This is a genomic window from Nocardia sp. CA-151230 (genome assembly GCF_050942175.1).
GTDB lineage: Bacteria > Actinomycetota > Actinomycetes > Mycobacteriales > Mycobacteriaceae > Nocardia.
Genome location: NZ_CP192061.1, coordinates 5,786,392 through 5,812,820 on the forward strand (window position 1 = coordinate 5,786,392; position 26,429 = coordinate 5,812,820).

The following is a 26,429-nucleotide window of genomic DNA, read 5'->3' on the forward strand; positions in this document are numbered from 1 at the left end:
GCGGTCAACATTCGTTGGGCGCGGGCACACCCTGCAGGCGCTGGTCCAGCCAGCTCAGCGATTCCGGATAGCCGGTGACCGCGGCGATGAAGTGTTCGCCGAACACGCTGCGGTAGACCGCCGGCACGCCGAGTGCGCACTGTTCCCGGTAGAGGTTCTTCGCGCCCGCGGCGGGCACCCAGAACTCCTGCTCGCCGTTGTAGATGAACAGCGGCACAGGCGATTTCTCACCGTCCATGCGGGTGATGCTGTAGATCTCGTGCGCCAGATCGCTGTCCAGCGGGTCCGGGATATCGGCCGCGACGTCGATGGGCAGCTGCAGCAGGCCCGGCACAGCGAAGACCTCACTGCACTGGCTGTTGAGCACCGACACCGCCGCCCACTGCCCTAGATGGTTCATGCGGGCCAGGATTTCGGGCCGCTCGCGGCCGATCCCGAAGACCGCGCTCAGGAACACCCCCGAGGCCAGATTGGCGTTCATGGAGTGCGCCAGCAGGCTGAAGTCGGCGGGCACCCCGCCGAGGGCCGCGCCGACCACCACATCGGACAGCTCGGGCGCGTACCGGGACATGAGCTTCACGGCGCCATTGGTGGCGATGGCCCCGCCGGAGTAGCCGATCATGCCGAACTTGCTGTCGCCCAGCTCATCCGGCAGCTGATTGCGGACCGCGCGGATGGCGTCGAGGATGGCGTGCCCGGCCACGATGGGCTCGGCGTAGGCCATGCGCGGGCCCTCGTGGTCGGTGACCAGCACCGCGTAGCCGTGCAACAGCGCCAGCTGGGTGGTGGGCAGGATGTACGCGGTGAAGTTGGAGGCCCGGGAGAAGCCGTGTGCGAGTGTGTAACTGGGGTTGCAGTCGCGGCCCAGCGCGTCGATGGGCAGGTTGTTGACCACCACCGGCCGCTCCCCCGGCCCGGTCCAATCGCTCACCGGCAGCACCAGACTGGCGATGCCGTAGGAGGGCTCGTCGTGAGAGTCGTTGGTGCGGTACTTCAGCTGCAACACCTGCCGCACGGGCACGATCAACGTGGGTGCGGCCGTGGCGGTTACGTCGCGGACCGCGACGATGCCGCCCGGGTCGACGGCGTCGAGCTCGTCGGGCCAGTCGTCGACGAAGGAGTCGCCGATGGCGGCGGGCATGGCCGCGGCCCGCAGCGCCGCCAAATCCGGTGGCAGCTGGGCGGCGTCGACCAGCGGCGAGTCCGCCGGGGCCGGTGCCAGGCGCGGCGCGGGGAGCACCTCGTCGATCCACTGCTGGATGTCGGGCAGTGACGGCAGAGCGATTCCGGGCGGAGCGGGTGGGATCGCCGGTGTTCCGGTGTCGGGTGGTTGCGCGAATCCCGGTGCTGCACCGTAGCCGACGATCGTGCACCATCCGATCATCAAGGCACCGGCGATATTTCGCAGGCGACGCAGCACAACTCCCCCATAGATCAACGGTCTTCGCGCGAGTCAGCGACTGGCTTCTCGCGCGCCCGAGCCTACTGGGACACCTGATCCGACACTCCGGACTTGTCCGACCGACGCCACATCGAGACCGTCCCGTGCCCGGAGGGTCGTGTTTCACATCCTCCGGCGCATCACCATGTCCAGCTGCGCATTGCTGATCTGGCGTCCGGCATTGGACACCGAGGTGACCATGCAGCTGCCGAAGGAGCCGATCCGGTCGAACAGGGTCGCGACGCCGACCGCCAGGCCGCGCTCGCTGAAATGGCTGTCGGCCTGCACGCCGATCTCGGTGCCCTCGGGCAGGCGGGAAAGGCCCAGCGTCATATCGGTATTGATGAACCCGATGCCCTTGTCGCCCCAGTTGGTCATCATGCTGGTGGCCTCGGCCACCAGGCCGACCCGCACGAACGGGGTCAGCTCTTCGCCGGTCACCACCCGAATCGGGTTCTGCCAGGTGCGTTTCCGGAGGTTGTTCTCATGGTCGGTGGGCACCGAACTCCACACCGGCGAGTCCTCCCCGCTGTTGAACAGCGGCGTCTGCGGCAGCGGCGAGGGTGGCGCGATCTCCAGCGACGGCGGCTGCGGCTCCCGCTCCCGGTGCCACAGCTCCCCCGGCGGCTGCTCGGCGGGCTGCAGCAGCACCGCGGTGGCGCGCGCGGCCACGGTGCCGCCCTGCACCACGCTCACGTCCGCGACCCGGATCCGCCGGCCGTCGCGAACCCGCACGGTCGGGGTGGTGGTGTGCTCGAAGCGCGCCGCACTGAACAGGTCCACGGTCAGCCGCACCGGCACGAAGCCGTCGGTGGCGTGCGCGCGTTCGAGCTCGCGGGCCAGCAGGCCGGTCAGCGCCGGGCCGACCACCTGCGCCGAGGACCACTGACTGGACGCGAACGACGTCGGGAAGAAACCGCCGTCCACCTCGTCGAAATACGCGGGCACATCCACCACGTCACCGGCTCCCGTCCACTCAGGTTGATCGATCCACTTCTTTCCAGACCTAACACACGCGTGAAACCCGTATCAATCCAGTGCCCGCTGGCTGGGCCGGCGGCGGTTCCGGATTAGCCCGCGAGACCACGGGTACGCCATCGCTATGGTCCGCACCATCGACCGACTGCTCGGCACCTTGACGCTCACCGTGCAGGTCCTGCAGGACAACGACATTCCCTGTGCGCTCACCGGCGACTGCGCGGTCTACGCGCGCGGCGGGCCGGTCACCGGTCCGCACTCCGAGGTCGACGTGCTGCTGCTGCCCGCGGACGTGGCCCGCGGGCAGCGCCTGCTGGCTGCCGCCGGACTGCGGCCGCCGCTGCCGGGCGCCGACGCCGAGCGGACCACGCTGTACGACCGCGATATTCGCGTCGACCTGGTGTTCCGCCCCAACTACCGTCCCGTCACCGATGAACTGCTGGCGCGGGCGGAGCGGCTGCCCATCGGGTCGATCGCCGCGCCCGTGGTGACCGTCGCCGACTTCCTGGTGGACGAGCTCACCGTCGGCGATCCACAGCGGGTAGATTTCACCCGGCTGCTGCACATCGCGCGGGAATTGCGCGCCCAGGTCGATTGGGGGCGGGTGCGGGCCGAAACCGCGGCCTCACCCTATGCGCGCGCGTTCCTCGGCCTGCTGGACGATCTGGGCATCACCGACGGCCGGCGTGAACACGGCTCTACAGCGGTGTGATTCGCCCGAACCGGCCCGGGTATCCGGTTGTTATCGGCTCTGCAGAACCCCGGGAGAAAGGACAGTGTTGATGCCTGCCACTCCGCCCGCCTACGACGACACCCATAATCTCCCGGGACCGATTCTGGCCGCGGCCGGAATCGTCGCGATCGCTTTGACTTTGACGACCGCAGGTTACGGCGCACTCACCTGGAGCGCGCTGTGCGGGCTCGTCGGCGCGGTGTGTCTGCGTTTCGGAATCGGCCTGATGATCATCGAACATCGCCGGCTCAAAGCCGCGATGCGGAGAGACTCCGCCCATCAGGGACGAGTTTGAGCACCTCGAGGGCCGAGTTTGATCTTCCGCTAATTCCTGGATAAATCGGAACAGCCCATTCTCGCCAGAACTTTCGATCGGAAGTACTGGAAAAGTCCTGCTCGGGGGCGATTGCAACCTTTTGCCAACCCTTGTTTCGCAAACTCATAGCACACCGAAAAGTTCTCTGGCGCTGCAAATTCGATGTTGCAGATGTACTTGCATCTGCGCAATGCACGGTCATAGACTCATCGTGCAAGGCACCAATAAGGGGACAACCAGAGAGCCGAGCGGTGAATCACCGGCGATTCTTCGCCCACCGGTTAGCCGTCGGCCTGGCGTCAGGGGCGTTCGAATGAATCAGCCAATCAACCTCAGCCGACTCGGGTTTGCCGACAGAAGTCAGCCGGAGCAAACCTATTCACGTGAGACGGCAACCGCTTTCGTCATCCGCCAGGTCGAATCCACTGGAGCGGCCACTCGGTATGATTTCGACATCGAGCGGATCGTCACCACGGCGCATGCCATGGTGAACGACTGGGATCTGCACAGCATGCAACCGGAGGCGTTCTGGCGCATCGCTTCCAGTTTCATCAGGCAGTAATCCGAATCCGGCCGTGCCGCAGGCCGACTCGTCAGGTCCACGGCACGCTGATAGGGGCCCCGCGAGGGGCCCCTTATCCATGTATACGGACCTTCCGTCCGCCGCTGGGGACCGGCGCGGAGCTCAGTCGAGCTCCGCAGCAATCCGCGCCAGCTCTTTGCGGGAACGCTCCGGCGGCTCCGCCTGCACGCTCAGCTGATCCATGACCTGGCGGTAGAGTTCCAGATCCTGGCGGCGATCCAGGTACAGCGCGCTGGTCAACTGCTCGAGGTACACGATGTCGGGGAGTTCGGCCTCGGCGAAGCGGAGCATGGTGAACGAACTTCCCGCAGCCGCATGGCCACCCGCCGCGTAGGGCAGCACCTGGATGGTCACATTCGGCAACTTGGACATGTCGATGAGGTGCTCGATCTGGCCGCGTAGCACGCCGGGACCGCCCACGGGACGGTGCAGCACCGCCTCGTCCAGCACGGCCCAGAAACTCGGCGCGTCGTCGCGGGTGAGTAGCTCCTGGCGCCGCCGGCGCAACGAGACGCGGCGCTCTCCGTCCGCGTCGTGTCCGAGGGCGACGATCGAGCGAGCGTAGTCCGGAGTCTGGAGCAGACCCGGGACCAGCTGACCCTCATAGGTACGAATGGATTTCGCCGCGTGCTCGAGGCCGAGATAGGTTTCGAACCAGGGCGGCAGCAGGTCGCTGTAGCGATGCCACCATCCCGGCTGATTCGCCTTGCGGACCAGTTCGAGGAACTGCTCGCGCTCACCGGGATCGTCAACGCCGTACAGCGCCAACAGATCCCGGATATCGCGCTCCTTGAATCCGGTCCGCCCCAGTTCCAGACGACTGATCTTGGCGTGCGAACCACGGATGTGATCACCCGCGGCCTCGCGCGTAATACCGCTGAGCTCCCTCAGCTTTCGTAGCTGGCTACCGACCGCGATACGCAGTGCAGTCGGGCCACGTTCGGCGACAGCGGAATCCGCCCGATCGTGGGCAACAGGTTCTGCGATCATGGGGTCCACTCCGATGCTCGGGTTTGCCGGCAGTGGACTCACAACCGCTTGTCGCGAACCACCGCGCCGATTGCCAATGCTACCGCTCAGCGCGCGAGGTCGTCGAATTCTCCACTCTTCGCGCCGCGCAGGAACGCGTCGATCTCGGGCCGCGTGTACACGATCAGCGAGCCCTCGGGGTCTCGGGAGTTACGCACGGCCACCTGCCCGTCGGCCATGGGAGCCATCTCCACGCAGTTACCGCTGGGATTGCTGAATGTGCTCTTGCGCCACAACAGGTTCGAGCGATCGATCGGGGTTGCCGAGATGTCCGTCATTTCAGACTCCTTGCCAGTACCGCCCGCAGACGGTGGTCCCAGTACTTGCAAATGTTCGATCAGGTGTACTTACAGTTGCAACCGCAAGCACGACGATAGCACGCTGATTGCTCGCTATCGATGCCTCGGAACGGCACATTCTTTGCAACACAACAGGTTCGATCTTGGTTCACCGAAAAACCAAGCGAAGTTGCGAAGGATTTCCGACAATCCCGGCTAGCTGGTCCCGTTCGTCCGATTACTCCGGAACCAGCCGTCCGAAAAGTCACGTGACAACGGACTCCTGCGTGGTCGGTGGATTATCCTGCGGGGGTGGCGGATTCGAACCCGCGGCGACATCGGGTCACGTCCGCGGTGAAACGGGGTCGCGGCCACGGAGACACCGGATTCGAGCGTGCAGATGTGCTTGCATCTGCACGATACGAGCTCCTAAACTCGGTGGATCATTCCCCTAATCGGCCAGAGGCATCCCATGACGCAGATGCTCGTCCGTTCCACCGATGTCGCAGCGCGCAACGACATTCCCGGTGATTGTGCGGTCGAACCGCCCACCCTCACCTATCGGCAGGCCCGCGCGATCCTGCGCGCGCACGATCAGCACTTCGCGTGCCGGCAGTATCTGGCGGCCGTGGCCTATCTGTCCGCGGACAACGACGTGGACTGAGCACACCGGGCGCGCGCACTATTGCTTTCGCGCGTCCACGCCCGATGACCGATCCGAGCGCGACTTCCCTTGCGCGGCACCGTCTCCGGCGAGTACCCCGGAGGTGGACATGCCATCACATGGAAGAGCGCCGCGATGTTTCTCACTGCCGCCCACGAGTTGCTGACGCAGCTTCAGCACGCGCAGATCTTCGATCCGACTCCCGAGACGCCGCCGGTGGCCGACAAGCTGCTGCGACTGGTCCGGTATTTCACCTGGTTCGTGCTGCTCTCCGGGGTCCTGGCCATCACCTACGCGGGTGGCCGCTTCGCCTGGGAGAAGTGGAGCGGCGGCGCGGTGCAGGCGCCCAAGCAGGTTGCGGGCGCGCTCATCGGCGGCATTGTCGCGACGAGCGCGGGCACCATCATGAATGCCGTGATCGGGCAATAATTTCTGCCAAGCGGGGTTGTCTGAGACGAAACCGACCCGTCGGATTTGAAACGGGCGTGATCGGGTCGGTCCAGCCCCTTCAGGCCGTCGCGGCCACCTCGTCGGCGGACTCGGCTCCGGCCGCGCCGACCAGTTCCTCGAAGCGCGCCACCACCTTCCGGTGGTACATGCCGAACAGATCCTCGAACAGCGCGAGCTGCGCCTGACTCGGCCCGCTGTCGGACTCCCACACCGCGACCAGCGCCCGCCACACCAGTACGTGCAGATCCGGCGAGACCGCGAAGTAGGCCTCGACCGCCTCCGGCACCTCCAGCACCATCTCGCCGATGGAGTTGAGCACCGCGCGCTGCACCGTGTGCCCGAGCGCGGTGAGCAGCCGGCGTAGCAGCCCGAGCTCGATGCGCAGCATGCGATACGGATCCGGGTCCGCACCGCGCGCAAGGGTTTCCAGTTCGTCGATCTCGTCCTTGAGCACCGCCGGATCGAGGGCACGCTCGCCGCCGGTGTACGCGAGCAGCGCCTCGAGCGCGATGCCGCGTTCCTCGTCGACGATATTGCCGAACATGTCCGCGGCAATATCCGGATCCGGCATGGACAGCCGGAACAGCCGGCGGTACACATCGACGCCGCCCTCGGCGCGCACATCCCGGATGACGAACCCCTTGCCGCGGTACGCGTCCACGAATCCGTAGGATTCGAGGCGGCCCAGAATCAATTGCGCCGTAGCACGATTCAGGTCGAATTCGTCGGCGACCTGGCGGACGGACGGCATCAGACCACCGGGCTCGTACTCCCCGGATGCCACACGGCGTGCCAACTCGTCGGCAACGTCGGCGACGACCGTCCGGTCTCCCATCGTGTCACCTCTCCATAAATCCTCGACTACGTCCCAGACAGTCTAGGTGGTTGTGCGATCAACTGCACAAGTCTCGAACTCGCAAGAGAAAGCACCGGACCGTTCAGTATCTTTACGAAATCCATACGGCATGGGGTTCCGATTCATGCGGTTTTCCGCCCTAGGCTCCGAGCGTGGTTTCACCGATCGACGTAGCCAAACGACTCGTGCTCGGACGCCCGTTTCGCAGCGATCGGCTCGGGGAGACCCTGCTGCCCAAGCGGCTCGCGCTGCCCATTTTCGCCAGTGACCCGCTGTCGTCGGTCGCCTACGCCACGCAGGAGATCCTGCTCATACTGACCCTGGGCGGGCTGGCCTACCTCCATCTCACCCCGGTGGTGGCCGCGGGCGTGGTGGTGCTGCTGGCGGTGGTGGCACTGTCGTATCGGCAGGTGGTGCAGGCGTATCCGTCCGGCGGCGGCTCCTACGAGGTGGTGGCCGAGAACCTGGGGGCGCTGCCCGGCCTGGTCGTGGCGGCGGCGCTGCTGGTCGACTATGTCATGACCGTCGCGGTATCGGTGGCCGCCGGAGTGGACAACATCATTTCCGCCATTCCGGATCTGAATCCGTACCGGGTGGCCGTCAATCTCGCATTCATCGTGTTCCTGACAGCGATGAATCTGCGCGGCGTCCGGGAATCCGGGCGGGCTTTCGCGATTCCCACCTACGGGTTCGTTCTCGGCGTGTTCGTGCTCATCGTGGTGGGGCTGGGCCAGACACTGCTCGGGCACACACCGGTGGCCGAGAGCGCTCACTATCAGATTCACGCCGAGCAGGTCGGGCTCTCGACCGCGGGCGTGGCGTTCCTGCTGCTGCGGGCCTTCTCCTCCGGATGTACCGCGCTGACCGGCGCCGAGGCCATCTCGAACGGGGTGCCCGCGTTCCGGAAGCCCAAGGCGCTCAATGCCGCCCGCACCATGACCGCCATGGGGGTCATCGCCATCGCCATGTTCTCGGGCGTCACGGCGCTGGCCATGATCACCAAGACCCGGGTGGTCGAAAATACCTGCGATCTCATCGGATTCGAGGGCGACTGCCGGACCGACGCACAGAAGACCGTCATCGCGCAGATCTCGGCGGCGGTGTTCGGCGGGCACAGCGTCGCCTTCTACTACCTCATGGTGACCACGGCGCTGATCCTGATCCTGGCCGCCAACACCGCCTACAACGGCTTCCCGCTGTTGAATTCGATCCTGGCGCAGCGGCGCTACATGCCGCGGCAGCTGCACACCCGCGGCGACCGGCTGGCCTTCTCCAACGGCATCATTCTGCTGGCGGTGGTGGCCGGCGGGCTCATCTACGCCTTCGACGGGTCCACCACGCGACTCATCCAGCTCTACATCATGGGCGTGTTCACGTCGTTCACGCTGTGCCAGACGGGCATGGTCAAACATTGGAACAAGGAGCTGCGCACCGTCGACAGCCGGGCCGATCGTCTGCGAATCCACCGGGCGCGCTTCATCAATGCCTTCGGCGCCTGCTTCACCGGGGTGGTGCTGGTGGTCGTCATGATCACCAAATTCACCCATGGCGCGTACCTGGTGGTCATCGCCATGCCCCTGCTGGTGGCGATCATGTGGCTGATCCACCGGCACTATTCGTCGGTGCGGGCCGAACTGGAGATCGACCGGGACGATCTGGAGACACTGCCGGGGCGGGTACACGCGCTGGTGCTGGTGTCGGGCTGGCACAAGGCGACCCAGCGCGCGGTGCAGTTCGCACGCGCCACCAGGCCCGATACCTTGACCGCGGTGACCGTGAACGTGGACGACGCCGACACCCGCCACCTCGCCCAGGACTGGGAGACCTACCAGGTCGGGATTCCGCTGAAGGTCATCGAATCGCCGTATCGCGAGATCACCCGGCCGGTACTGGAAGAGATCAAACGCCAGCGGAAGTCGCGGCCACGCGATGTGGTGAGCGTCTTCATCCCCGAGTACGTGGTCGGGCGCTGGTGGGAGAACCTGCTGCACAACCAGAGTTCGCTGCGGCTCAAGGCGCGGTTGCTGTTCGAGCCGGGCGTGATGGTGACGAGTGTGCCGTGGCAGCTGCGTTCCTCGCACGCGCGGGCCATACCGCGGGAGGAGCACAGGCCCGGTGAGATCCGGCGCGGTATCACCGGATCCGGCGACGCGGCATGAGCGCTAGCGCGCGAGCAGCTGGGAGACCGTGACGAAGCGGTAGCCCTGATCCTTCAGCGCCTGCGCGATGCGGGGAATGGCGGCGAGCGAGGGTCCGCCGGTCGCATACATGGTGTGCAGCAGGATGATCGAGCCCGGGCGCACCTTCGACAGGGTCTCCGCCACGATCTGGTCGGTGGTCGGCGCCCTGCCGGAGTCGGGCTCGACGTCCCAGGTGACCGTGGTGCGATCGTGGCGGGACAGGTACCAGGGCAGGGCGAAGAGCTTCTTGCCGTTGGGCGGCCGGAACGTGATCGGGCCCCGGTAGCCGGTTTTCGCGATCTCGGTGTCGGTGCGCTCCACCTCGTCGCGGACGAAGCCGGGGGTCACGAAGACCATGCGCTGGTGGTGGTAGGTGTGATTGCCGATCTCGTTGCCGGAGGCGGCGATGGCCCGGCCCTGGTCGGGATGGGCGGCCAGTTCGCCGCCGATGAGGTAGAAGGTGGCCGGAATGCCCGCGTCGGCAAGGGTTTTCAGGATCTCGGGGGTGCGCTCGCTGGGACCGTCGTCGAGGGTGAGCGCGACAATCTTGTCGGTGGTGTCGACGCGCGGCACGATACGGCCGGCCACCTGGTAGGTGCGTGAGTTCATCAGGGTGTACAACCCGACGGAGATCAGGGCCAGCACCACCAGCGTGAGCGCGCCGCCGATGAACAGCCTGCGTTTCATCCCGTTCCTAAGCCTCGTCCTCGCCCCCTGCGCGCTCGAGGCTATCTGCCCAGCGCTCCGACCACCGCCAAACCCGTTCCAGGGCGGCGCCCAATTCCACTCCGGCAGTGGTCAATTCGTAGGACTTGTCCGGCTTCTTGTCCACCACACCGGTCTCCACCAGCCGCTGCAGTCGCACCGACAGCATGCTCGACGAGCAGTTGCCCATGCGCCGGCGCAGTTCCAGGAAGCCGAGCGGGCCGGGCTCGAGTTCCCAGATCACGCGCAGCATCCAGCGCTGGCCGAGCAGGTCCATGGCAGCCAGCAGCGGGGTCGTGGAGGCGTCGGCGCGGCTGTTGGCAGGGGGTGGCTGACTTGCGCTTCTCATTTCGAAGTACCAATCTAGTGCTTCTGGATTAGAAGCAACACAGTGGATGGAGGTCGCAGATGGCGACAACGGATATCGAGCGGCGCATCGTCCTGATCACCGGAGCCTCCCGCGGCATCGGCGCGGAAACCGCGCGCGTGCTGGCCGCCCGGGGCGATCACGTGGTGATCAACTACCGCGAGAAGCGCAAACGCGCGGAGAACCTGGCCGCCGAGATCGCCGCCGCGGGCGGCAGCGCGTCGGTGGCGGGGGCGGATATCGCCGACCCGGACAGTGCGCGGGCCCTCATCGACGGGGTGGTCGCCGAGTTCGGCCGGTTGGATGTGCTGGTGCTCAACGCCTCCGGCGGATTGGAACGCGACGCCGCGCCCGGCTACGCCATGCTCCTCAACCGCGACGCCCAGACTCGCCTGACCCGGCTCGCGTTGCCGCACCTGCCCGAGGGCGGTCGCATCGTCTTCGTCACCAGCCACCAGGCCCACTTCTCCCCCACCCGCGAGGTGCCGCCCGGCTACGAGCCGATCGCCGCGAGCAAGCGCGCCGGCGAGGACGCGCTGCGGGCCATGACCGGCGAATTCACCGACCGCGGTATCGGTTTCACCGTGGTGTCCGGCGACATGATCGATGGCACCATCATCGTGCGCCTGCTCGAACGCCGGGACCCCGATGCCGTCACCGCCCGCCGCGACCAGGGCGACCTGCCGACCGTCGAGGACTTCGCCACCGCCGTCGCCGAGGCCACCACCCTCGAAACCGCACCCGGCCACACGGTGTACGTCGGCGGCCAGGACTACCTCCCCGAGGCGGTCACCTCACCGGCTACCGTGCGAGGCTGACTCTTCGTCTGCGGCGTGACGATCCGCCCGGACCCGGGGCGGCGCAGCAGCTCTACATGTCCCGGGGTGGCGCAGCAGCCCTACATGTCCCGAGGCGGCGCATCAGGCCGGCGTTCGGAGGGACCGCGTGGCGGGCGGCCGGGCATGGCCGGCGGCAGGCGAGGGTCGGGGTCCGGCTGGGCGAATGATGGTGTGTCGTGGCGAGACTCGCCGGTTGGGGTGCGAAGTCGGCTCGTACGGCGGAATTCGCTGGCCGGACCGTGGGCGGCGGTGACAGCATCGACGGATGCCGCATTGGATCGAGGTACTTCCCGCCTTCACACTCGCCTGCCTGATTCTGGCCGCGCTCCCGGGTCCGGCCACCGCCCTGTTCCTGCAGCGCTCGGTCCGGGACGGCCGGGCCGCCGGGCTGGCAGCGGTGGCGGGCAACGAGATCGGCATCGTCGGGTGGACGCTGGCGGGCGGCGCGGGATTGTCGACGCTGCTGGTGGCCAACCGGGTGCTGAATGTGAGCATCCATGTGCTCGGAGCGGTCGTGCTGGTGTGGCTCGGTATTCAAGCCTGGCGCGGGTCGCGGGGCGACGATGCATTCGGTGCGGCCCTGACCGCGGCGCTGCCGGGCGGCCGCACCCCGGCCGCCGCTTTCCGGGCGTCGCTGATCTCGATCGCCGCCAACCCGAAGGCCGCGGTCTTCGGGCTCACGATCCTTCCCCAATTCCTACCCTCGAGCGGCGCGGTCCTGCCCACGGTCGTGATCCTCGCCTTCATCCAGCTGGCCATCGACACCGCTTGGTGCGTGGGCGTCGTCCTGGCCGCCGACCGGGCCGGAACCTGGCTGCGCCGCACCGGCATTCGCCGACGCGTCGAACGCACCCTCGCCGCCGTCCTCGTCGCCCTGGGCCTGGGCCTGGCCGCCGACGCCCGTTGAGCCGGGCCCGCGGCGGAGCGGCGGCTTCGCGTCCCGACAGCAGCGTCGATTTCGGGCGCGCCGCTGTGGCCCACTCTCCTGCGGTACTCGGCGCGGCTTTCGATGTGGCACGGGGGTAGTTCCAGCGGCTGGTGGATGTGCGGTGAGCGACGACCGTGTGGCTCGGTGGGCTCGGTCTGGCGAGGGGTGTCGGGCAGGACGACCATGGTGATATCGGCTGGTGCGGTCAGGAGGTGTGGTCATGGTGAACGACGTGGAGAAGCGGTGGAACGATCCGTCGATGTTGCGGCATGCGACCACCTATGTGCTGGCCGTGCTCGGCGGGACCGCGGTTGTTGCGGCCGTCGTGCTGGTCTGGGCGGCGGCGCGGCCTGCGTGTCTGAACGCCGGGTCGAGCCTGTGTGATGGCACGTCGCGGGTTGTGGTGGGGCTGGGGCCGGGCGGGGTTTTGTTGTTCGGGGGGATCGGGGCGCTGGTGATCGCGTTCCGGGCGTGGCGGGCGGAGCGGGCGTGGCCGATCTGGCAGGGGGCTGCGTGGTTTCTGTTCACGATCATGGTCGTGTACCTGAGCATTGCCGGGACGCAGGGTTAGGGGATCAGACCGGGCAGTGGGCGGCGTCGGCGGAGGTGTCGTGGTGGTCGAAGGGCGTGCCGCGGATGCCGACGCGGGCGGCGAGGTAGCGGGCCACCCGGGTGTTGCGGTCCCACATGGGGTCGATGTGGCGGGCGCGGCGGACCATGCGGGCGCGGGCGCCGGGGAGGTGGTCGTCGAGGGCGCGCAGGCGGACCCCGGTGGTGGCGGCCAGGCCCATCAGCTGTGTGAACGGGCGCAGGGGTACCGATTCCAGAGGTGTGTCGGCCAGCAGGGTGCGGACCAGGGGTTCGCTGCTGTAGTAGGCGAGCGCACCCAGAAGCGGTGCGGTAGCCGCTATTTGGAGACGGCCGGTCGGTGTGGTCGTGGTGAAGCGACGGGTGGCCGCACCCGCCATGGTGGCGGTCCACTGCGGGGCCACCCCGGCGGTCGCGACCATGTAGTCGGCCTGCTCCATGCCTTCGGCGGCGCTGCGGGGAACGAGTTCGTCGGGGACGCCGAAAACGTATGCGATGTAGGCCCAGTAGTGCATGACCGCGTCGAGTTGGCGGGTGGTGCACGGGCGGCCGTGCACGTGGTCGAAGCACATGGGTGACAGACCGAAGGTGACGGCCGCGCCCATGGTGGTGGCAGTGGAGATGGGGTTGCCGTGCTCGGCGAAATGCTCCTCGCCCCAGGTTCGCCGCAGCATCGCGCGGACCTGGGCGTGCATGAGCCGGACCCGGACGGTGTCGTGGAAGATCGGGTTGCGGCGTTCCAGCGCGCGCGGTGCGGTGACGCTGCGGAACCAGACCGAGGATTCGAGATTGCGGCGGTAGGGATCCCGGACGAAACGACCCGTCTGCCCGACCGCGGAGGCGACCTCCGCACCTACGAAGGTGCCCATGAAATCCTGTACGCCCATCGCCATCTTCCCGGCGAGCGACACATTGATCCAGAGCCGGCGGCCGTACTCCCACAGGTCGGGGTCGTACCAGTCCGGTGGATTGTCCAGCAGCGCGAACAGATTCACCAGTTCGGGCAGTGGATTCTCGACGCTGTCGATGCCGTGGGCGAGGGCATGGTTCAGCATGCGGCGGCCGCCCGCGGAGCCGAGCCGCCGGAAGGCCGCCACCAGCGCGTCCATCGGTTCGTCGCCCTGCCACAGATGGTCGGCCATCATCCGGGTGCGCGGTGTGTCGACGGGCTCGGGGCGCACGTCGATCCACGGACCCAGCATGGCCTTTCGCGGTTCGAACCACAGCTCCGAGGGCACGGCACGCGGCGGTGGCGGGCGCAGCGGCAGGCCCGGGCGGTAGTAGTAATCGTAGGGATGCGACCGTCTTGCTTCGAGACCCTCGGTCATGGCGTCAAAACCCTGTCAGCTGGCGGAATCTGGTGATCGAGTCGGCGCCGCGGTCGGCGTGGACCGGGCAGTAGTGCTTGGGTTCGGCGCGGTGTTCGGCGGCGGGCCACAGCATTTCGGGCGCTTCGGGCGGCGGCAGCCACGCGGGACGTTTCCCGGCCAAGCGGCGGCGGGCGGCGTGGATGCGGGGAAAGAAGTATTTGACCGAGTCGGGTGTCACCCGGTTCATGGCCGACAGCGTCCGGCACAGCCGGTCGAAGCGGCGTTGGTCACGGGCGGTCCAGGTGAACCCCATGGTGCGGCGGATCTCCGGATCGCACAGGCCGATGGTGACGAACCGGTAGAACTGGCCGCCGGCCGGGCGGATCAGGTATTCCCACAGCGGTTTCGGCAGCTGCCGCACCAGCGGGAACGGCGGCACCGGCACGGTGTCCACGAGATGGAAGACATCCCGGGCGGCCTTGGTCGATTCCAGGGTGTCGCGGCACATGTCGCGCCAATAACGTTGGAAGGCGGGCCAGCTCGGCGGTACCACCCGCATGCTCATGCCGTACAGCTCGTACCAGCGGTAGTGCTCGCGCCAGAGTTGTTCGCGCTCGGCCTCGCTCAGCCCGCCCATGAACAGGTCTGCGGCACGCAGGTTCTGGACGAAGAACACCGCGTGCGCCCAATAGAAGGTGCCGGGGTCCAGGGCGTGGTATCGGCGCCCGCGCGCGTCGACGCCCTTGATGTCATGGTGGTATCCGACGATCTCGCGGGCGGTGTCGCGAGCGCGGTCACCGTCGAACACCACCCCGTAGATGGGATACAGCGAGCGCAGGATCCGTTGATAGAACTCGTCGTGGATCTCCGAGTGGAATTCGACGCCCGCGCCGAGCCCGGGATGCATGTTCTGCACCATGCCGACGAACAGGGCGCTGGGCAGAAAGTACAGCGACCCGAAAGTCTTCCAGGTCAGCGATTCCGGGCCGAGCGGCACGGGATCGTGCCGGGGAGGGTGTGCGGGTTCCTTGCCCTGGTCCGACACCGCGCTGTGTGACACCATGTCTCCACGCTGACACGACTATTCACTCGCATTCAATTCGCATTCCGAATCTGGCCGGAAACGCCATGACATCGAAACGCCGCACCCCGAGAGCGCCCGCGACACCGCCTCGCCGCACCCCACAGCAGGAGCGCTCGCGCGCCATGGTGGCCCGCATTGTCGATGCCGGGCAGCGGGTGCTCATCACGCACGGCTACGACGGCGCCTCCACCAATCGCATTGCCGCGGTGGCGAATATCAGCCCGGGCTCCCTGTATCAGTACTTCCCGAACAAGGACGCGATCGTGGCGGCGGTGATCGAGCGCTACACGCGCGAGGTGGCCGAGCGGGTGCGGGCGCGGGTGCTGTCGAATATCGGCAGGCCGCCGGAAGTGTCGGTGCCGGAGACTATTTCGTATCTGATGGACGCCCTGGGCAATGACCGTGAGCTGCTGCGCGCGGTGGTGGAGCAGACGCCGCGGCTGGGTGCGGACGGGCCGGTGGTGGCGTTCGAGCAGCAGATCGGCGAGCTGGCCCGGGTGGCGCTGTCCATGCGGCAGTATCCGATTCCGGCCGAGGTGGATGCCGATGCCGCGGCCTGGATGCTGGTGCGCACGGTAGAGCATCTGACGATTCGCTACCTGTTGGACGGTCCACCCATTGCCCGTGAGCGGTTCCTGGCCGACATCACGCGGTTGATCCTGAACTTCTTCCGGGAGCCGCCGGTGCGAGCAGAACGCGAGTAATCGAACCGGTTGGTCGACATCGGTGCCCGGCGTGCCGGAGTCGGGCCGGGCTCGATCACCGGACGGTCAGCGGCGAATGCCCGAACCGTCCTCGATCGGCCGGGTGGCGGGCAGGGCCAGCAGCAGATCCACGGCCTTCGCCGCGCTCTGGGCGGCACTCTCCATCGTGGCCGACCAGTCGGTTCGGGTCCAATCCCCCGCCAGCACCAGCGTGGGCACCGAGGTGCGCTGCCCCGGCCGCAGCCCATCGGTTCCGACCACCTGCGAGAAGGTGGCCCGCGGCATCGGAACCACCTGTGCGTGAACCACTTTCGCGTCCGCGGCGTCGGGATAGTAGCGCCGCAGCAACGCCATCTGCTCGTCCACCACCGCGTGGTGCGGCTTGTGGATCTGCTCGTAGGCGCCGCTGGTGGTCAGGCAGTACAGCCAGCCGTCGAGGGTGCCGCGCCCGTGCATGCGCTGCCGGTCGAAGACCTCGTCGACGACGCCCGCGCCGCCGATGAGCGCCTCCATGGCGGCCTCGGTGCCGAGTGGGCGGTCCAGGTATAGGTTGGTGCTGACGATCGGGGTGTAGCCGAGTTTGTCGGCGGCCGAATAGATCCGGTCGTGCTCGGGTAGCTCGTCGAGCAGGCCGCCGAGGTAGGAGTTGGGCACCGCGCACACCACCGCGTCGGCGGGCTGCACCTCGCCGCCGGCCAGCACCACACCGGTCACCGCGCCGTCCTCGATGCGAATGCGCCGGGCCACCGCCCGGTGTCGCACCTGCACCCCGTGCCGGTCGAACACCCGCTGCGCGCCGGAGACGAACAGGGTGTCGAGGTCGGTGGTGGGATAGCCGATGCTGACGGGCCGTAAATGCCTGACGCCCAGCCGGATTCCGGTGGCCAGCACGTCGGCGAACACCTTGGCCGACTCCTGCCGCACCGGTTCGGCGGCGATGCCCAGCGCCAGCCAGTCCCACAGCGCCTCCCGCGCAGTGGCGGGCATGCCGAGCCGCCGGAACCACTGGTCGGTGGTGAGGTCGGCCAGATCACCGGGCTGGCGCAGGCACTGCCACCCCATCCGGAGGGTGGCCGCCGCCGCGCGCAGCCGATCGCCGGCGCCGGCGTCGGGATGCGCGCCGAACAGGGCCCGCAGCGCGGGAAAACCGGTGGTGCCCATGATCGCGGTGCGCCCGCCGGGCCAGCGCAGGACGCCCTGCTGCGGGAAGGTCACGTACTGGCGGGTGCCGACGCTGGTCAGGTATCGGAACAGATGCTCGTAGCCGCTGGCGATCACATGCTGGCCGTTGTCGGGGATGTCGCGCAGCGGCGCGACCTCCAGCGCGTGAGTGCGCCCGCCGAGGCGTCCGCGCCGTTCCAGCAGCGTGACCTGTTTCCCGGCCTCGGCCAGCCAGACCGCCGACGCCAACCCCGCCAGTCCCCCGCCGATGACCACGTAGCGCCGCGGATCGTTCATGTTCGCCCCTCGAACCATAGCCTGCACCAAGAAAGCTACGCCCGCCGTGCCCGGCGCATGCTCGAATTCGGTTACCTCACACAGGGAATGCCGCCGGTATCCATCTGCGACAGATCGGTCGCCTCGGGCGCGTTGACGCCGGGGGCGGTGGCCGAGACCGGGACGGGCGGGGTGGTGGAGGTGGCCGGGGTCCTGGTGCGCGTGGCCGAGGTGGTCGGATCGGCCTGGTCGACCGGCACATTCGCGAGGGGTCCGCCGCGGGCGTCGCTGCCGAGGGTGAGCTCGACGGCCCGGGCTTCCACGGCCGCCGATCCGGTGGCGGTGAGCCCGAGTTGGGCCGCGAGGGCGGTGGCGGCGGATTCGGCGCCCGCGCCGTAGGTGAGCGTGGTGGTGTCGCCGGCCGCGCCGGTGGTCGCGGTGCCCTGCGTGAAACCCCGGGTGGCCAGCGCTTGTTCGACCTTGGCGGCCAGGCCGTTCTCGCCGGAGCTGTTGACGACGTTCAGCACGATGCCGGTGGCATCCGGGATGGCGGTGGTGGCGGGCGCGGGCGTGGTGGTCGTGGTGGTGCCGGAAGCGCCCGGGGACAGCAGGTTTCGCACGATGCCCTTGATCTCGTCCGGGTCGACGATATTGATCGACTCCCCCGCGTCGTCGGTGCCGAAGTCCTTGACCGGCAGCGTGTACAGCGACAGCCCGTTGTCGAGCAGCGCGGAGGCGCGCTGCGCGAACGACAGTGGGTCCAGGCCGCTGTCGATGGCGGTGTTCTGCTTGGCGATATCCAGCAATGCGCGCAACTTGCCGGGGCTGCCGAGGGTGCCGCCGTCCTGTAGCTGCCGGGCCAGGGACACGATGAAGGCCTGCTGGCGGCGGGTGCGGTCCAGGTCGGTGAACAGCGGCTGATCCGGGTCGCGACGCTGGCGCACGAAGGCCATGGCCTGCGCGGCATCGATCTGCTGCTTGCCCTTCTTGAAGTTGGCGCCCGAGTAGCCGTCGGAGGTGTCCTCGTTGAGGCACACGGTGATCGGCTGTTCGGCCTCGGCGATCTGGAAGAAGGCGGCCAGGGTGATCTCGACGAAATGGTCGACGGGCACATTGCCGAGGAACTTGCCGACCGTATTGCTCTCGGCCAGGCGGCCCGCGTCACGGGATTTCTGATCGAGTTCGAGTGGATCCTTGACCCCGGCGGCGGTGAGCTTGTCCTTGGCCCGCGCATAGGCGAAACCGTAGGCCTGCTTGATCTTTCCCTTGCACGGGGAGGTGGCGCAGGACGCGGGATCGAGGGTGACGTAGTCGTCGCGGGGAATGGAGATGGCGGTGGATTTGGAGCCGTCGCCCGGAATGTGCACCAGGATCAGCACATTCGCATTGAAGCCGCCCTCGCTGTCGTCCCCCGCGTGGAGCGCGTCGTACATGTCCTGGGGCAGTGGATTGCCGTGCTCGTCGAGGCGGCTGTCCAGGCCCATGACGAGGATGTTCTGGGTCTTGCCTGTGGATTTGGGGCCGTCCGGAGTGACACCGGAGATGGTCAGCCCGCTCAATTCCTGATGGTATCTGCGCCAGGCCGCGCCGGTGGCGGTCAGCGCCGCGACCGCCAGCAGGGCCATTGCCACCCGCCCGGCCGCCAGCGCCCTGCGTGTTCGCTCGGGGCGTTCACGAGGGCGGCGGGCGGCGGGCGGGCGGGGTCTGGACCGGCTCGGTCTCGCCGACCGACCGGGTCTCGTCGGCCGTAGCGGCACCGTGGCGGGGTCATACGCAGCCGATTGCCTCCCCCGACGATCTCGAGCGTGCGTCATGCCCACCAAGACTAGCTGTTCATGCAGCGCTCCCCGAGTGTTTGCGGGAGAGCAGGGGGTAGCCGGCGCAGACCAGGACGCCCCACACCAGGCCGACCACCAGGGCGCTGCGGCCGTCCTCGGTGAAGAACAGCAGGACGACGACCAGGGCCAGGAAGGCCAGGGCGAGCACCGTGGTGAGGGGTGCGCCCGGCAGGCGGTAGTCGCTGCCCGGCAGCACCCCCTGCTTGACGCGGAGGCGGTAGAGCAGGTGGCAGACCAGGATCACGCCCCACACGAAGATGATGCCCATGGTGGACACCGACGTGATGTAGCCGAAGGCCTTGTCGGGCGAGAAGTAGTTCACGGCCACGCCGATCACCATGACCGCCGCCGAGACCGCGATACCGACCGCGGGCACCGATCGGCCGCTCAGCGAGCCCAGGGCGGCCGGGGCCTCCTCGCGCTGAGACAGGCTGCGCAGCATGCGTCCGGTGGAGTAGATGCCGGAGTTGCAGGACGACAGCGCAGCGGTCAGCAGCACGAAATTGATGATGCCGGCCGCGCCCGGGATACCGATCTGCTCGAAGATCTCCACGAACGGGCTGCGGCCCGCGTGGAAGGTGCGCCAGCTCGACACCGACATGATGACCACGAGCGCGCCGACATAGAACAGGCCGATGCGCAGCGGCAGGCTGTTGATCGCCTTGCGCAGCGTGCGCTTGGGGTCGCGCGCCTCACCCGCGGTGACGCCCACCAATTCCACACCGACATAGGCGAATACCACGATCTGCAGGGCCAGCAGCGCCTGCCCGAAACCGTTGGGGAACACGCCGCCGTCGTTCCACAGGTTGGTGACGGTCGGGTTGGTGGCGTGGCCGAAGTGGAAGATCAGCACGCCGACGCCGATCACGATCATGGCCACGATGGCGGTCACCTTGATGGCGGAGAACCAGAACTCGCCCTCGCCGAACAGCCGCACCGACACCAGGTTGGCGATGAACATGACGCCCAGCACCACCAGCGCGGTCACCCACTGCGGGATGTCGAACCAGTACTGCACGTACTTGCCGGCCACGGTGATCTCGGCCATGCAGGTGGCCACCCAGACCGCCCAGTAGGTCCAGCCGGTGGCGAAACCCGCGAAACGGCCCAGGAACTCATTGGCGTATTCGGCGAAGCTGCCGGTGACGGGCCGGTAGGTGAGCAGTTCACCCAGGGCCCGCATGATCACGAAGATGGCCAGGCCGGCGGCCAGATAGCACAGGATGAGCGCCGGGCCGGCCTTCTCGATCGCGCCGCCCGCGCCGTAGAACAGGCCGGTGCCGATCGCGCCGCCGATGGCGATCATCTGAATGGTGCGCGGCGACAGGCCGCGGGAATACCCCTCGTCGTCCGTTGGTGCGGCACCGACGTCCGGTAGCTGCCTTTCCGAGGCTGTCAAATGCGGTTCCTCTCGCGTGCGTGCGACCGGACCCGCCGTTCGTGATCGGGAGCCACCGGCCGCGCCGAGCCTGCCGGCGGTTTGCCGGGCTCGGTCCAACGGCGTGTCACGCTACCGGAGTGGTATGCGGGGTCACAGTCACCGTCACACGTGGCGTGCGGTCAGCTGCCCTCGTCGATCAGCTCGAGACCGGTGACGACCTCGGCCTCGATGCGGATGACATGATCCGTCGGCAGGTTGATCCAGGGGTCCAGCAGGGTCTCATAGCGCTGTACCTGCTCGGGATCCATCACCACCCGCGCGACCCCGGTGACGATCACGCTCCAGCCCTGCCGGGTGTGCTCGTCGAACGAGTCGGCCTCGTACGCCACCACCTGGCCGTCACCCCGTAGCAGGCTGGCGCCCAGCTGCGCCCGCACCACCACCGCATCCTCTTCGACGATGTGATTGACCGGTCGAATGATCGGAAGTCCACGGCGCGAGTACACAATTCGCCCGAATTGCGCGCCGGCCAGCCGTTTCAGTGACTCGGCAGCCGAGAGCTCGCGTAGCTTTCGCGCCCCAACCCCACCCATTCCGTCAATTGTGGTCGATCGCTTGCGATTACGCCAATTGCCTTGCCGCATCTCATGGTTCAGTCCAGGCATTGCCGGCGGTACGGCACCGTGTCGGCGCGGCGGTGGTACCGCCCTCGCTGATGCACACGGCGATGCGGACTCGCTGCTCGCAGAGCGGCAGTACGGACACCAGTTCTTGGTTTGATGGATCGGAGCCTCGGATCACCGGTCGAAAGTCGAGCTGAGGGAGGTATTCGTGACCTCGCCCGTGCGGCAGTCGCCCATCGACCCATCGCGCGTTCCGTGAAGTCCCGACTGTCGGCGGCTCGGCAGACATCCGCCGCACGCGCCAGGGCCGCTATTCGCTGGTTACGCGCCACACCTGTCGGCCGGACCTCATGGCTCGTCGCCCAAACCCTCGTCGAGATCGAGCTCGTCGATCGAGCACTGGCGTTGGCAGCGCAGATCTTCACCTCGGTGCTTCCGGTGATCATCGCCGCGTCCGCGTTCAGCGGCTGGCAACCGACCACCGACACCATTCGCGATCAGTTCGGCTTCGACCCCGCCGTCTTGCATGCCGGGGATGCGGCCACGTCATCGGATCGGTCACTGGCCGCGTTCGGTGTGGTCGGGCTGCTGATGATCATCCTCAGTGGCACCTCGTTCGCTCGGGCGCTCGGCCGTGTCTACGGGGCGGTGTGGCGGGTGCCGTCGATGGGGCCGCGGGATGCCTGGCGGTGGTTGACCGCGTTGCTCGCGGTGGCATTGTCGACTGCACTCGTCGAGCAGACCCGCTATCTGACCCGGATTCGGGTCGCGGGGCAGCCGCTCGCGCTGCTCGGTGAGGTCGCGGTGTGGACGCTGGTGTGGGCGTTCGCGCCGTTCCTGCTCACCAAGGGCGCGCTGACCCAGCGGGTGCTGTGGACGACCGGCGTCCTGACCGCGATCGGGCTGACCGCGGTGCACATGGTCGCTCGTATCGTGCTGCCACGGATAACGGCCCAAGCCCAGCGGCACTTCGGGCCGTGGGGGCTTGCTTTCACCTCTGTCAGTTGGCTTTTCGTGATGTCGGTGGTGATCGTGGGTGCGGCGGCGATCGTCAAGGCCGTCGCATCGGACGACACGGCTGTCGGGCATTATCTGCGTCACCGGGCCCCGTGACCGGCGCGTGAGATCAGCGGTGAGTTCGGTCGCGTCGAGCGGTCCTCGGTCCGGCCACCAGCGCCGCACATCCGGCGTCGTCGGCGTGCGATGTCGACATGACACCGAACTGCCATGTGAGCACCGTCAACACCGTTGACGGCTGGCAACGGTGCCGCTAATGTAAGCGGTGAATACATTAGGTGGCGGCATTCGTCGCTTCGGCGGTTCATGCCGAGTTGATCGACGCTTTCCCGATCTCGCCCCAACCCGGCCGCGAGTGCCCTATCCGTCTGCAGAACAACGCATCAGGAGGAACGAGCGTGACGAAGGTTCTGTTCGTTATCACGGCAGCCGACCGGTGGACATTGAACGACGGAACGCCACATCCGTCGGGGTACTGGGCGGAGGAGGTGGCAGTTCCGCACCGGACCTTCAGCGAGGCCGGATGGGACATCACCGTCGCGACGCCGGGCGGCAAGGCTCCGACGCTCGATCGGCTCAGCGTCGGAATAGCCGGTGGGATGCCGTGGAAGCGCCGCGAAGTGGAGCGCTACCTCGACAGCATCGCGGATGTCCTGGCCACGCCGGAACCCCTCGATGCCGTCGATGCGGACGACTTCGACCTCGTGTTCTACCCGGGCGGGCACGGGCCGATGGAGGACCTCGCCTACGACAAGACCTCGGGCGCGCTGCTGAGTCATCGGCTCACATCCGGTCGCCGCCTGGCACTGCTGTGAAGCCATACTCGCCGTGACCGCGCCGGACGGAACATCACCCTTCGCCGGCCGCCGGATGACCGGATTGTCCAACCGGGAGGAACTGCTCAACCGTTTCGCCCGGAAAGCCCCCTGGTTGCTCGAAGACAAGCTCGAGGAGGTGGGCGTCGACTACTCCAAGGCAAGGCTGCCGCTACGGCCGTACGTCGTGGTCGACGGGAATCTGTACACGGGCCAGAACCCGCAGTCTTCGGCCGATCTGGCACAGCGTCTCGTCGCCGACATCGGTGCGACGCAGTCTTCGAGATGAGCTCATGACGGGCCGATACCCGTTGCACCCGAAGAGATTTCGGCCGTGACATGCCGCCGGGGCGTGGCACGTCGAGGAGTCGTCCCGTCATGGACACGGGACGGCGACCGGCCATGCCGAGAACGGCCGGAATTCTCGAACCACAATGTTGACGCTGCTAACATTCCCGGTTGGCGTCGGCTCCGCCCACACCAGCGAGCGAGAGAAGAACACCGATGTCACCGACTCAACTCAGCACCGTCGAGGTCGATCTGGGTGGCCACCTGGTCACCGTGCCCGGAGGCGGCCTCTACGACCGGTTCCGGATGGACACCGACCTGGACGAAGTGGCGCGGGATCCCCGGGTGAGCGGTGTGGATTTCTTCCGGCAGCTACCCAAGGTCAAGGTCGACTCCCGGATCGGCGAGACGTTCACCCCGAACTTCTACTACCGGATGTCGAGTGCCCGGTTGACCATGCTCGCCCGGTCGCGCGCGATCCTTTCCCGCCTACCGCAGGAGCTGGCGCCGCTGGAGGTCGCGCCCGGGATCGGCCTGGTCTCGGTCATGTTCTTCCGATACGACGTGTGCGACATCGACTTCTACACCGAAGCCGCCGTCGGGGTCGCCGTCCGGCCGGCCCGGCACGGCCGGCTCGGATTCGCCGACCTGCTCGCCGGGCTCGACAACGATCACCTCGATTCGTATGTGCTGTCGCTGCCGGTGAGCACCCATATCGCTCAGGTCCGAGGGCACGACGGCTACGGATTTCCCAAGTGGGTCACCGACATCGACGTCGACATCGATGCCAGCCGCATCACGGCACGGGTCGCCGACGACAGCGGCGACACCGACCTGTCGCTCTCGGTCGCCACGCCCGCCCAGACCGAATACCGCAGCGGAGAGCGTGTTTCGACACTCACCTCGTACACATCGATCGCCGGTGCGTGGCATGCGACGCTCAGCCAGACCAATGTGCTGTCGGCCGGCAGCGTGAGCCTGCCCCGCAATGTCGACCTGACCTTGGGCCGCGGTCGCCTGTCCGAGGACCTGCGATCGCTCGCACCGATCAAGACCGTTCGACTCGATGTGATCACCGAAGGGCAACTCGCCCTGCACATGCCGGTCCCGACCTCGGTCCCGACCCGGCGCTGACCGTCCCGGACCGCGGTGCGTCCGGAACCCGAGAACACCAGACCAGAAGGAGAGTGCGATGACGGAAATCAAGCCGGTGCTCGAACCCGAGGCGGTCGAGTTCGCGAAAGCCACCGACACCCCGCCGTTTCTGTTCCAGCTACCGCCGGCCGAGGGTCGCAAGGCGGTGGACGAGGTTCAGTCCGGGGAGATCGACGAGCCCGCGATCGACGAGGAGTGGATCACGGTCGAAGGCGGAGGACCGACCGGGTCGGTGAAGGTCCGCATCGTCAAACCCGCGGGCGCGACCGGCACGCTGCCGGTCGTCTTCTACATCCACGGCGCCGGTTGGGTTTTCGGCAACGCGCACACCCACGATCGGCTGGTCCGCGAACTCGCGGTCGGCGCCGACGCCGCCGTGGTGTTTCCCGAGTACGACCTGTCGCCGGAAGCCAAGTATCCGACCGCGATCGAGCAGAACTATGCCGCCGCGCAGTGGGTGTTCGCTCACGGCGCCGAAAAGGGGCTCGACGCTTCGCGATTCGCGGCCGCCGGCGATTCGGTGGGCGGCAATATGACCGCCGTACTCACGCTGATGGCCAAGGAGCGCGGCGACGTGCGGATCCAGCAGCAGGTGCTGTTCTATCCGGTCACCGACGCGAACTTCGACACCGCGTCCTATCACCAGTTCGCCGAGCACTACTTCCTCGCCCGCGAGGGCATGAAGTGGTTCTGGGACCAGTACACCGAGAACGACGCACAGCGTGACGAGATCCACGCGTCCCCGCTGCGCGCGTCGATCGAGCAGCTCCGCGGCCTCCCACCGGCGTTGGTGATCACCGGCGAAGCCGATGTGCTGCGCGACGAGGGTGAGGCCTACGCGGCCAAACTCCGCGAGGCCGGTGTGCCGGTCACCCAGGTGCGGTTCGGCGGCATCATCCACGACTTCGTGATGCTGAACGCGCTGCGCTCGACCCGGGCGGCGAACGCCGCGATCAAGCTGGCGCAGGACACCCTGCGCGCGGCATTGCACTGAATCCGGACCCGCAATGTCCATCGACCACGCCGTCAGATCCGCCCCGGCCCGTACCTCGGGCCTGCCCGCTGGCTGACCCCGGCCCTGCTCGCGCTGCCGGTCTCGACGCCCGCGGACGTCGAGGCCGCGAGCCGATCACCTCGGCATACCCGCGGCCCGGATCAGGCGCCCGAGGGCTCGTTGGACGTGACCGACGCGTCGAGCGCCGCGAAAACGGCGCTCCGGACGCGGCTTTCGACGGAATCGGCCTCGAACTTGCCGTGCAGGTACAAGAAGGCCAAGCCGTGGACCAACGCCCACAGCGCCGTCGCGAGATCTTCTTCGCTGGCCGTGGGAAAGATCTGCCGCACAATCGATTTCACGTACTCGTGGATCGCGGTGGTAGCCGCCACCCGTTCCGGGCTGGTGGGATCGCACGGCTCGGAGAACATCACCCGGAAGAGCCCGGGCCGCGTCAGGGCGAACCGCACATAGGCGACCGCGATCTCGGCGAGGTCCGCGGCATTGGCCGGTGCGGCGGACGCCGCGACCAGTTGCGCGGTGAGCTCGCGATAACCCACGGCGGCGACAGCGGACAACAAGGCATCGCGATCGGCGAAGTGACGGTACGGCGCGGCGGTCGACACGCCCGCCCGCCGCGCGGCGGCACGGAGCGAAAGCTCGCCCGCTCCGCCTTCCTCGAGGAGTTCCACAGCCGCGCGCACCAGCGCGCTGGGCAGATCGCCGTGGTGATACGGCGCGTTCGACGTTGCCATGGAACCAATTTAACAAGTGTTTACATCGCTTACATTCCATCGGGGCGTTAGCGTCCGCACATAAATGTAAGCAGTGCGTATATCGGAGGTCGA

At 67.5% G+C, this 26,429-nt stretch carries 27 protein-coding genes and 1 pseudogene; 14 read left to right on the forward strand and 14 right to left on the reverse strand.

Going from position 1 to position 26,429, the window contains the following annotated elements; genetic code table 11:
- Positions 1 to 4: 4 nt before the first annotated feature.
- Positions 5 to 1,384, reverse strand: a complete 1,380-nt coding sequence (locus ACQP1O_RS27465; protein WP_433567817.1) for a lipase family protein — start codon at positions 1,382 to 1,384, stop codon at positions 5 to 7.
- A gap of 180 nt (positions 1,385 to 1,564) precedes the next feature.
- Positions 1,565 to 2,398, reverse strand: a complete 834-nt coding sequence (locus tag ACQP1O_RS27470) for an acyl-CoA thioesterase domain-containing protein (RefSeq protein WP_433561328.1) — start codon at positions 2,396 to 2,398, stop codon at positions 1,565 to 1,567.
- A gap of 145 nt (positions 2,399 to 2,543) precedes the next feature.
- Here ACQP1O_RS27470 and ACQP1O_RS27475 point away from each other — a divergent pair, with 145 nt between their 5' ends.
- The 3 genes from ACQP1O_RS27475 (at position 2,544) to ACQP1O_RS27485 (ending at position 4,030) form a co-directional block, all read left to right on the forward strand.
- Positions 2,544 to 3,131, forward strand: coding sequence for a hypothetical protein (locus ACQP1O_RS27475; protein ID WP_433561329.1), 588 nt, complete (start codon positions 2,544 to 2,546; stop codon positions 3,129 to 3,131).
- Positions 3,132 to 3,201: 70 nt separating this feature from the next.
- Positions 3,202 to 3,447 (forward strand): hypothetical protein, encoded by a 246-nt coding sequence (locus ACQP1O_RS27480; protein WP_433561330.1) that lies wholly within the window; start codon positions 3,202 to 3,204, stop codon positions 3,445 to 3,447.
- Between the two features lie 334 nt (positions 3,448 to 3,781).
- Positions 3,782 to 4,030 carry a hypothetical protein gene (locus tag ACQP1O_RS27485; RefSeq protein ID WP_157390198.1) on the forward strand — a complete coding sequence of 83 codons (249 nt, stop codon included), beginning with the start codon at positions 3,782 to 3,784 and terminating at the stop codon, positions 4,028 to 4,030.
- Positions 4,031 to 4,153: 123 nt separating this feature from the next.
- Here the strand turns inward: ACQP1O_RS27485 and ACQP1O_RS27490 are convergent, their stop codons facing one another.
- Both ACQP1O_RS27490 and ACQP1O_RS27495 read right to left on the reverse strand, forming a co-directional pair.
- The gene (locus tag ACQP1O_RS27490) at positions 4,154 to 5,041 is read right to left on the reverse strand and encodes a helix-turn-helix domain-containing protein (RefSeq protein WP_433561331.1); all 888 of its coding nucleotides are present in this window, start codon (positions 5,039 to 5,041) and stop codon (positions 4,154 to 4,156) included.
- Between the two features lie 86 nt (positions 5,042 to 5,127).
- A complete protein-coding gene (locus ACQP1O_RS27495; RefSeq protein ID WP_357002634.1) occupies positions 5,128 to 5,358 on the reverse strand; it encodes a DUF397 domain-containing protein in 231 nt (76 codons plus the stop codon).
- A 472-nt stretch (positions 5,359 to 5,830) separates the two neighbouring features.
- Between ACQP1O_RS27495 and ACQP1O_RS27500 the strand changes: the two genes are divergently transcribed.
- On the forward strand, positions 5,831 to 6,022 hold the full coding sequence (locus tag ACQP1O_RS27500) for a hypothetical protein (protein ID WP_433561332.1): 192 nt from the start codon (positions 5,831 to 5,833) through the stop codon (positions 6,020 to 6,022).
- Between the two features lie 135 nt (positions 6,023 to 6,157).
- A complete protein-coding gene (locus ACQP1O_RS27505) occupies positions 6,158 to 6,451 on the forward strand; it encodes a hypothetical protein (RefSeq protein ID WP_433561333.1) in 294 nt (97 codons plus the stop codon).
- A 79-nt stretch (positions 6,452 to 6,530) separates the two neighbouring features.
- Here the strand turns inward: ACQP1O_RS27505 and ACQP1O_RS27510 are convergent, their stop codons facing one another.
- Positions 6,531 to 7,307: a GntR family transcriptional regulator gene (locus tag ACQP1O_RS27510; protein ID WP_433561334.1), complete on the reverse strand. Its 777-nt coding sequence runs from the start codon at positions 7,305 to 7,307 to the stop codon at positions 6,531 to 6,533.
- Positions 7,308 to 7,480: 173 nt separating this feature from the next.
- Here ACQP1O_RS27510 and ACQP1O_RS27515 point away from each other — a divergent pair, with 173 nt between their 5' ends.
- Positions 7,481 to 9,487: an APC family permease gene (locus ACQP1O_RS27515; protein ID WP_433561335.1), complete on the forward strand. Its 2,007-nt coding sequence runs from the start codon at positions 7,481 to 7,483 to the stop codon at positions 9,485 to 9,487.
- A gap of 3 nt (positions 9,488 to 9,490) precedes the next feature.
- Here the strand turns inward: ACQP1O_RS27515 and ACQP1O_RS27520 are convergent, their stop codons facing one another.
- Together ACQP1O_RS27520 and ACQP1O_RS27525 are read right to left on the reverse strand one after the other, a co-directional pair.
- Positions 9,491 to 10,195 carry a polysaccharide deacetylase family protein gene (locus tag ACQP1O_RS27520; RefSeq protein ID WP_433561336.1) on the reverse strand — a complete coding sequence of 235 codons (705 nt, stop codon included), beginning with the start codon at positions 10,193 to 10,195 and terminating at the stop codon, positions 9,491 to 9,493.
- Positions 10,196 to 10,202: 7 nt separating this feature from the next.
- Positions 10,203 to 10,562 carry a winged helix-turn-helix transcriptional regulator gene (locus ACQP1O_RS27525; RefSeq protein WP_433561337.1) on the reverse strand — a complete coding sequence of 120 codons (360 nt, stop codon included), beginning with the start codon at positions 10,560 to 10,562 and terminating at the stop codon, positions 10,203 to 10,205.
- Positions 10,563 to 10,621: 59 nt separating this feature from the next.
- Between ACQP1O_RS27525 and ACQP1O_RS27530 the strand changes: the two genes are divergently transcribed.
- The 3 genes from ACQP1O_RS27530 (at position 10,622) to ACQP1O_RS27540 (ending at position 12,918) form a co-directional block, all read left to right on the forward strand.
- Positions 10,622 to 11,398 (forward strand): SDR family oxidoreductase, encoded by a 777-nt coding sequence (locus ACQP1O_RS27530; protein ID WP_433561338.1) that lies wholly within the window; start codon positions 10,622 to 10,624, stop codon positions 11,396 to 11,398.
- A 286-nt stretch (positions 11,399 to 11,684) separates the two neighbouring features.
- Complete coding sequence (locus tag ACQP1O_RS27535; protein ID WP_433561339.1) at positions 11,685 to 12,326, forward strand: LysE family translocator; 642 nt, start codon at positions 11,685 to 11,687, stop codon at positions 12,324 to 12,326.
- Positions 12,327 to 12,567: 241 nt separating this feature from the next.
- Positions 12,568 to 12,918 (forward strand): hypothetical protein, encoded by a 351-nt coding sequence (locus ACQP1O_RS27540; protein WP_433561340.1) that lies wholly within the window; start codon positions 12,568 to 12,570, stop codon positions 12,916 to 12,918.
- 4 nt (positions 12,919 to 12,922) lie between these two features.
- On the opposite strand, the gene ACQP1O_RS27545 is transcribed toward ACQP1O_RS27540, so the two are convergent.
- Together ACQP1O_RS27545 and ACQP1O_RS27550 are read right to left on the reverse strand one after the other, a co-directional pair.
- Positions 12,923 to 14,263 (reverse strand): oxygenase MpaB family protein, encoded by a 1,341-nt coding sequence (locus tag ACQP1O_RS27545; protein ID WP_433561341.1) that lies wholly within the window; start codon positions 14,261 to 14,263, stop codon positions 12,923 to 12,925.
- A 4-nt stretch (positions 14,264 to 14,267) separates the two neighbouring features.
- Complete coding sequence (locus ACQP1O_RS27550) at positions 14,268 to 15,308, reverse strand: oxygenase MpaB family protein (protein WP_433561342.1); 1,041 nt, start codon at positions 15,306 to 15,308, stop codon at positions 14,268 to 14,270.
- A 65-nt stretch (positions 15,309 to 15,373) separates the two neighbouring features.
- Here ACQP1O_RS27550 and ACQP1O_RS27555 point away from each other — a divergent pair, with 65 nt between their 5' ends.
- A complete protein-coding gene (locus ACQP1O_RS27555) occupies positions 15,374 to 16,033 on the forward strand; it encodes a TetR/AcrR family transcriptional regulator (RefSeq protein WP_433561343.1) in 660 nt (219 codons plus the stop codon).
- Positions 16,034 to 16,099: 66 nt separating this feature from the next.
- On the opposite strand, the gene ACQP1O_RS27560 is transcribed toward ACQP1O_RS27555, so the two are convergent.
- The 4 genes from ACQP1O_RS27560 to ACQP1O_RS27575 form a co-directional block, all read right to left on the reverse strand.
- The gene (locus ACQP1O_RS27560) at positions 16,100 to 17,491 is read right to left on the reverse strand and encodes a hydroxysqualene dehydroxylase (RefSeq protein WP_433561344.1); all 1,392 of its coding nucleotides are present in this window, start codon (positions 17,489 to 17,491) and stop codon (positions 16,100 to 16,102) included.
- 71 nt (positions 17,492 to 17,562) lie between these two features.
- Positions 17,563 to 19,095: an LCP family protein gene (locus tag ACQP1O_RS27565; RefSeq protein ID WP_433561345.1), complete on the reverse strand. Its 1,533-nt coding sequence runs from the start codon at positions 19,093 to 19,095 to the stop codon at positions 17,563 to 17,565.
- A 208-nt stretch (positions 19,096 to 19,303) separates the two neighbouring features.
- Complete coding sequence (locus ACQP1O_RS27570) at positions 19,304 to 20,707, reverse strand: amino acid permease (RefSeq protein ID WP_433561346.1); 1,404 nt, start codon at positions 20,705 to 20,707, stop codon at positions 19,304 to 19,306.
- A 161-nt stretch (positions 20,708 to 20,868) separates the two neighbouring features.
- Positions 20,869 to 21,282: a pyridoxamine 5'-phosphate oxidase family protein gene (locus ACQP1O_RS27575; RefSeq protein ID WP_433561347.1), complete on the reverse strand. Its 414-nt coding sequence runs from the start codon at positions 21,280 to 21,282 to the stop codon at positions 20,869 to 20,871.
- A gap of 285 nt (positions 21,283 to 21,567) precedes the next feature.
- Here ACQP1O_RS27575 and ACQP1O_RS27580 point away from each other — a divergent pair, with 285 nt between their 5' ends.
- From ACQP1O_RS27580 to ACQP1O_RS27595, 4 genes and pseudogenes are all read left to right on the forward strand, one after another.
- Positions 21,568 to 22,425 (forward strand): hypothetical protein, encoded by an 858-nt coding sequence (locus ACQP1O_RS27580; RefSeq protein WP_433561348.1) that lies wholly within the window; start codon positions 21,568 to 21,570, stop codon positions 22,423 to 22,425.
- A gap of 302 nt (positions 22,426 to 22,727) precedes the next feature.
- Positions 22,728 to 23,433 (forward strand): annotated as a pseudogene (locus ACQP1O_RS27585) (type 1 glutamine amidotransferase domain-containing protein).
- A 215-nt stretch (positions 23,434 to 23,648) separates the two neighbouring features.
- Positions 23,649 to 24,566: an acetoacetate decarboxylase family protein gene (locus tag ACQP1O_RS27590; RefSeq protein ID WP_433561349.1), complete on the forward strand. Its 918-nt coding sequence runs from the start codon at positions 23,649 to 23,651 to the stop codon at positions 24,564 to 24,566.
- 58 nt (positions 24,567 to 24,624) lie between these two features.
- On the forward strand, positions 24,625 to 25,581 hold the full coding sequence (locus ACQP1O_RS27595) for an alpha/beta hydrolase (RefSeq protein ID WP_433561350.1): 957 nt from the start codon (positions 24,625 to 24,627) through the stop codon (positions 25,579 to 25,581).
- Positions 25,582 to 25,742: 161 nt separating this feature from the next.
- Here the strand turns inward: ACQP1O_RS27595 and ACQP1O_RS27600 are convergent, their stop codons facing one another.
- On the reverse strand, positions 25,743 to 26,336 hold the full coding sequence (locus ACQP1O_RS27600) for a TetR/AcrR family transcriptional regulator (RefSeq protein WP_433561351.1): 594 nt from the start codon (positions 26,334 to 26,336) through the stop codon (positions 25,743 to 25,745).
- Between the last annotated feature and the right edge of the window lie 93 nt (positions 26,337 to 26,429).

Bases quoted from the DNA above. Each gene is read 5' to 3' on its own strand.
- ACQP1O_RS27465 (WP_433567817.1), bottom strand. From the start codon at position 1,384: ATGATCGGATGGTGCACGATCGTCGGCTACGGTGCAGCACCGGGATTC.
- ACQP1O_RS27475 (WP_433561329.1), top strand. From the start codon at position 2,544: ATGGTCCGCACCATCGACCGACTGCTCGGCACCTTGACGCTCACCGTG.
- ACQP1O_RS27480 (WP_433561330.1), top strand. From the start codon at position 3,202: ATGCCTGCCACTCCGCCCGCCTACGACGACACCCATAATCTCCCGGGA.
- ACQP1O_RS27485 (WP_157390198.1), top strand. From the start codon at position 3,782: ATGAATCAGCCAATCAACCTCAGCCGACTCGGGTTTGCCGACAGAAGT.
- ACQP1O_RS27490 (WP_433561331.1), bottom strand. From the start codon at position 5,041: ATGATCGCAGAACCTGTTGCCCACGATCGGGCGGATTCCGCTGTCGCC.
- ACQP1O_RS27495 (WP_357002634.1), bottom strand. From the start codon at position 5,358: ATGACGGACATCTCGGCAACCCCGATCGATCGCTCGAACCTGTTGTGG.
- ACQP1O_RS27500 (WP_433561332.1), top strand. From the start codon at position 5,831: ATGACGCAGATGCTCGTCCGTTCCACCGATGTCGCAGCGCGCAACGAC.
- ACQP1O_RS27505 (WP_433561333.1), top strand. From the start codon at position 6,158: ATGTTTCTCACTGCCGCCCACGAGTTGCTGACGCAGCTTCAGCACGCG.
- ACQP1O_RS27510 (WP_433561334.1), bottom strand. From the start codon at position 7,307: ATGGGAGACCGGACGGTCGTCGCCGACGTTGCCGACGAGTTGGCACGC.
- ACQP1O_RS27520 (WP_433561336.1), bottom strand. From the start codon at position 10,195: ATGAAACGCAGGCTGTTCATCGGCGGCGCGCTCACGCTGGTGGTGCTG.
- ACQP1O_RS27525 (WP_433561337.1), bottom strand. From the start codon at position 10,562: ATGAGAAGCGCAAGTCAGCCACCCCCTGCCAACAGCCGCGCCGACGCC.
- ACQP1O_RS27530 (WP_433561338.1), top strand. From the start codon at position 10,622: ATGGCGACAACGGATATCGAGCGGCGCATCGTCCTGATCACCGGAGCC.
- ACQP1O_RS27535 (WP_433561339.1), top strand. From the start codon at position 11,685: ATGCCGCATTGGATCGAGGTACTTCCCGCCTTCACACTCGCCTGCCTG.
- ACQP1O_RS27540 (WP_433561340.1), top strand. From the start codon at position 12,568: ATGGTGAACGACGTGGAGAAGCGGTGGAACGATCCGTCGATGTTGCGG.
- ACQP1O_RS27545 (WP_433561341.1), bottom strand. From the start codon at position 14,263: ATGACCGAGGGTCTCGAAGCAAGACGGTCGCATCCCTACGATTACTAC.
- ACQP1O_RS27550 (WP_433561342.1), bottom strand. From the start codon at position 15,308: ATGGTGTCACACAGCGCGGTGTCGGACCAGGGCAAGGAACCCGCACAC.
- ACQP1O_RS27555 (WP_433561343.1), top strand. From the start codon at position 15,374: ATGACATCGAAACGCCGCACCCCGAGAGCGCCCGCGACACCGCCTCGC.
- ACQP1O_RS27560 (WP_433561344.1), bottom strand. From the start codon at position 17,491: ATGAACGATCCGCGGCGCTACGTGGTCATCGGCGGGGGACTGGCGGGG.
- ACQP1O_RS27565 (WP_433561345.1), bottom strand. From the start codon at position 19,095: ATGGCCCTGCTGGCGGTCGCGGCGCTGACCGCCACCGGCGCGGCCTGG.
- ACQP1O_RS27575 (WP_433561347.1), bottom strand. From the start codon at position 21,282: ATGGGTGGGGTTGGGGCGCGAAAGCTACGCGAGCTCTCGGCTGCCGAG.
- ACQP1O_RS27590 (WP_433561349.1), top strand. From the start codon at position 23,649: ATGTCACCGACTCAACTCAGCACCGTCGAGGTCGATCTGGGTGGCCAC.
- ACQP1O_RS27595 (WP_433561350.1), top strand. From the start codon at position 24,625: ATGACGGAAATCAAGCCGGTGCTCGAACCCGAGGCGGTCGAGTTCGCG.
- ACQP1O_RS27600 (WP_433561351.1), bottom strand. From the start codon at position 26,336: ATGGCAACGTCGAACGCGCCGTATCACCACGGCGATCTGCCCAGCGCG.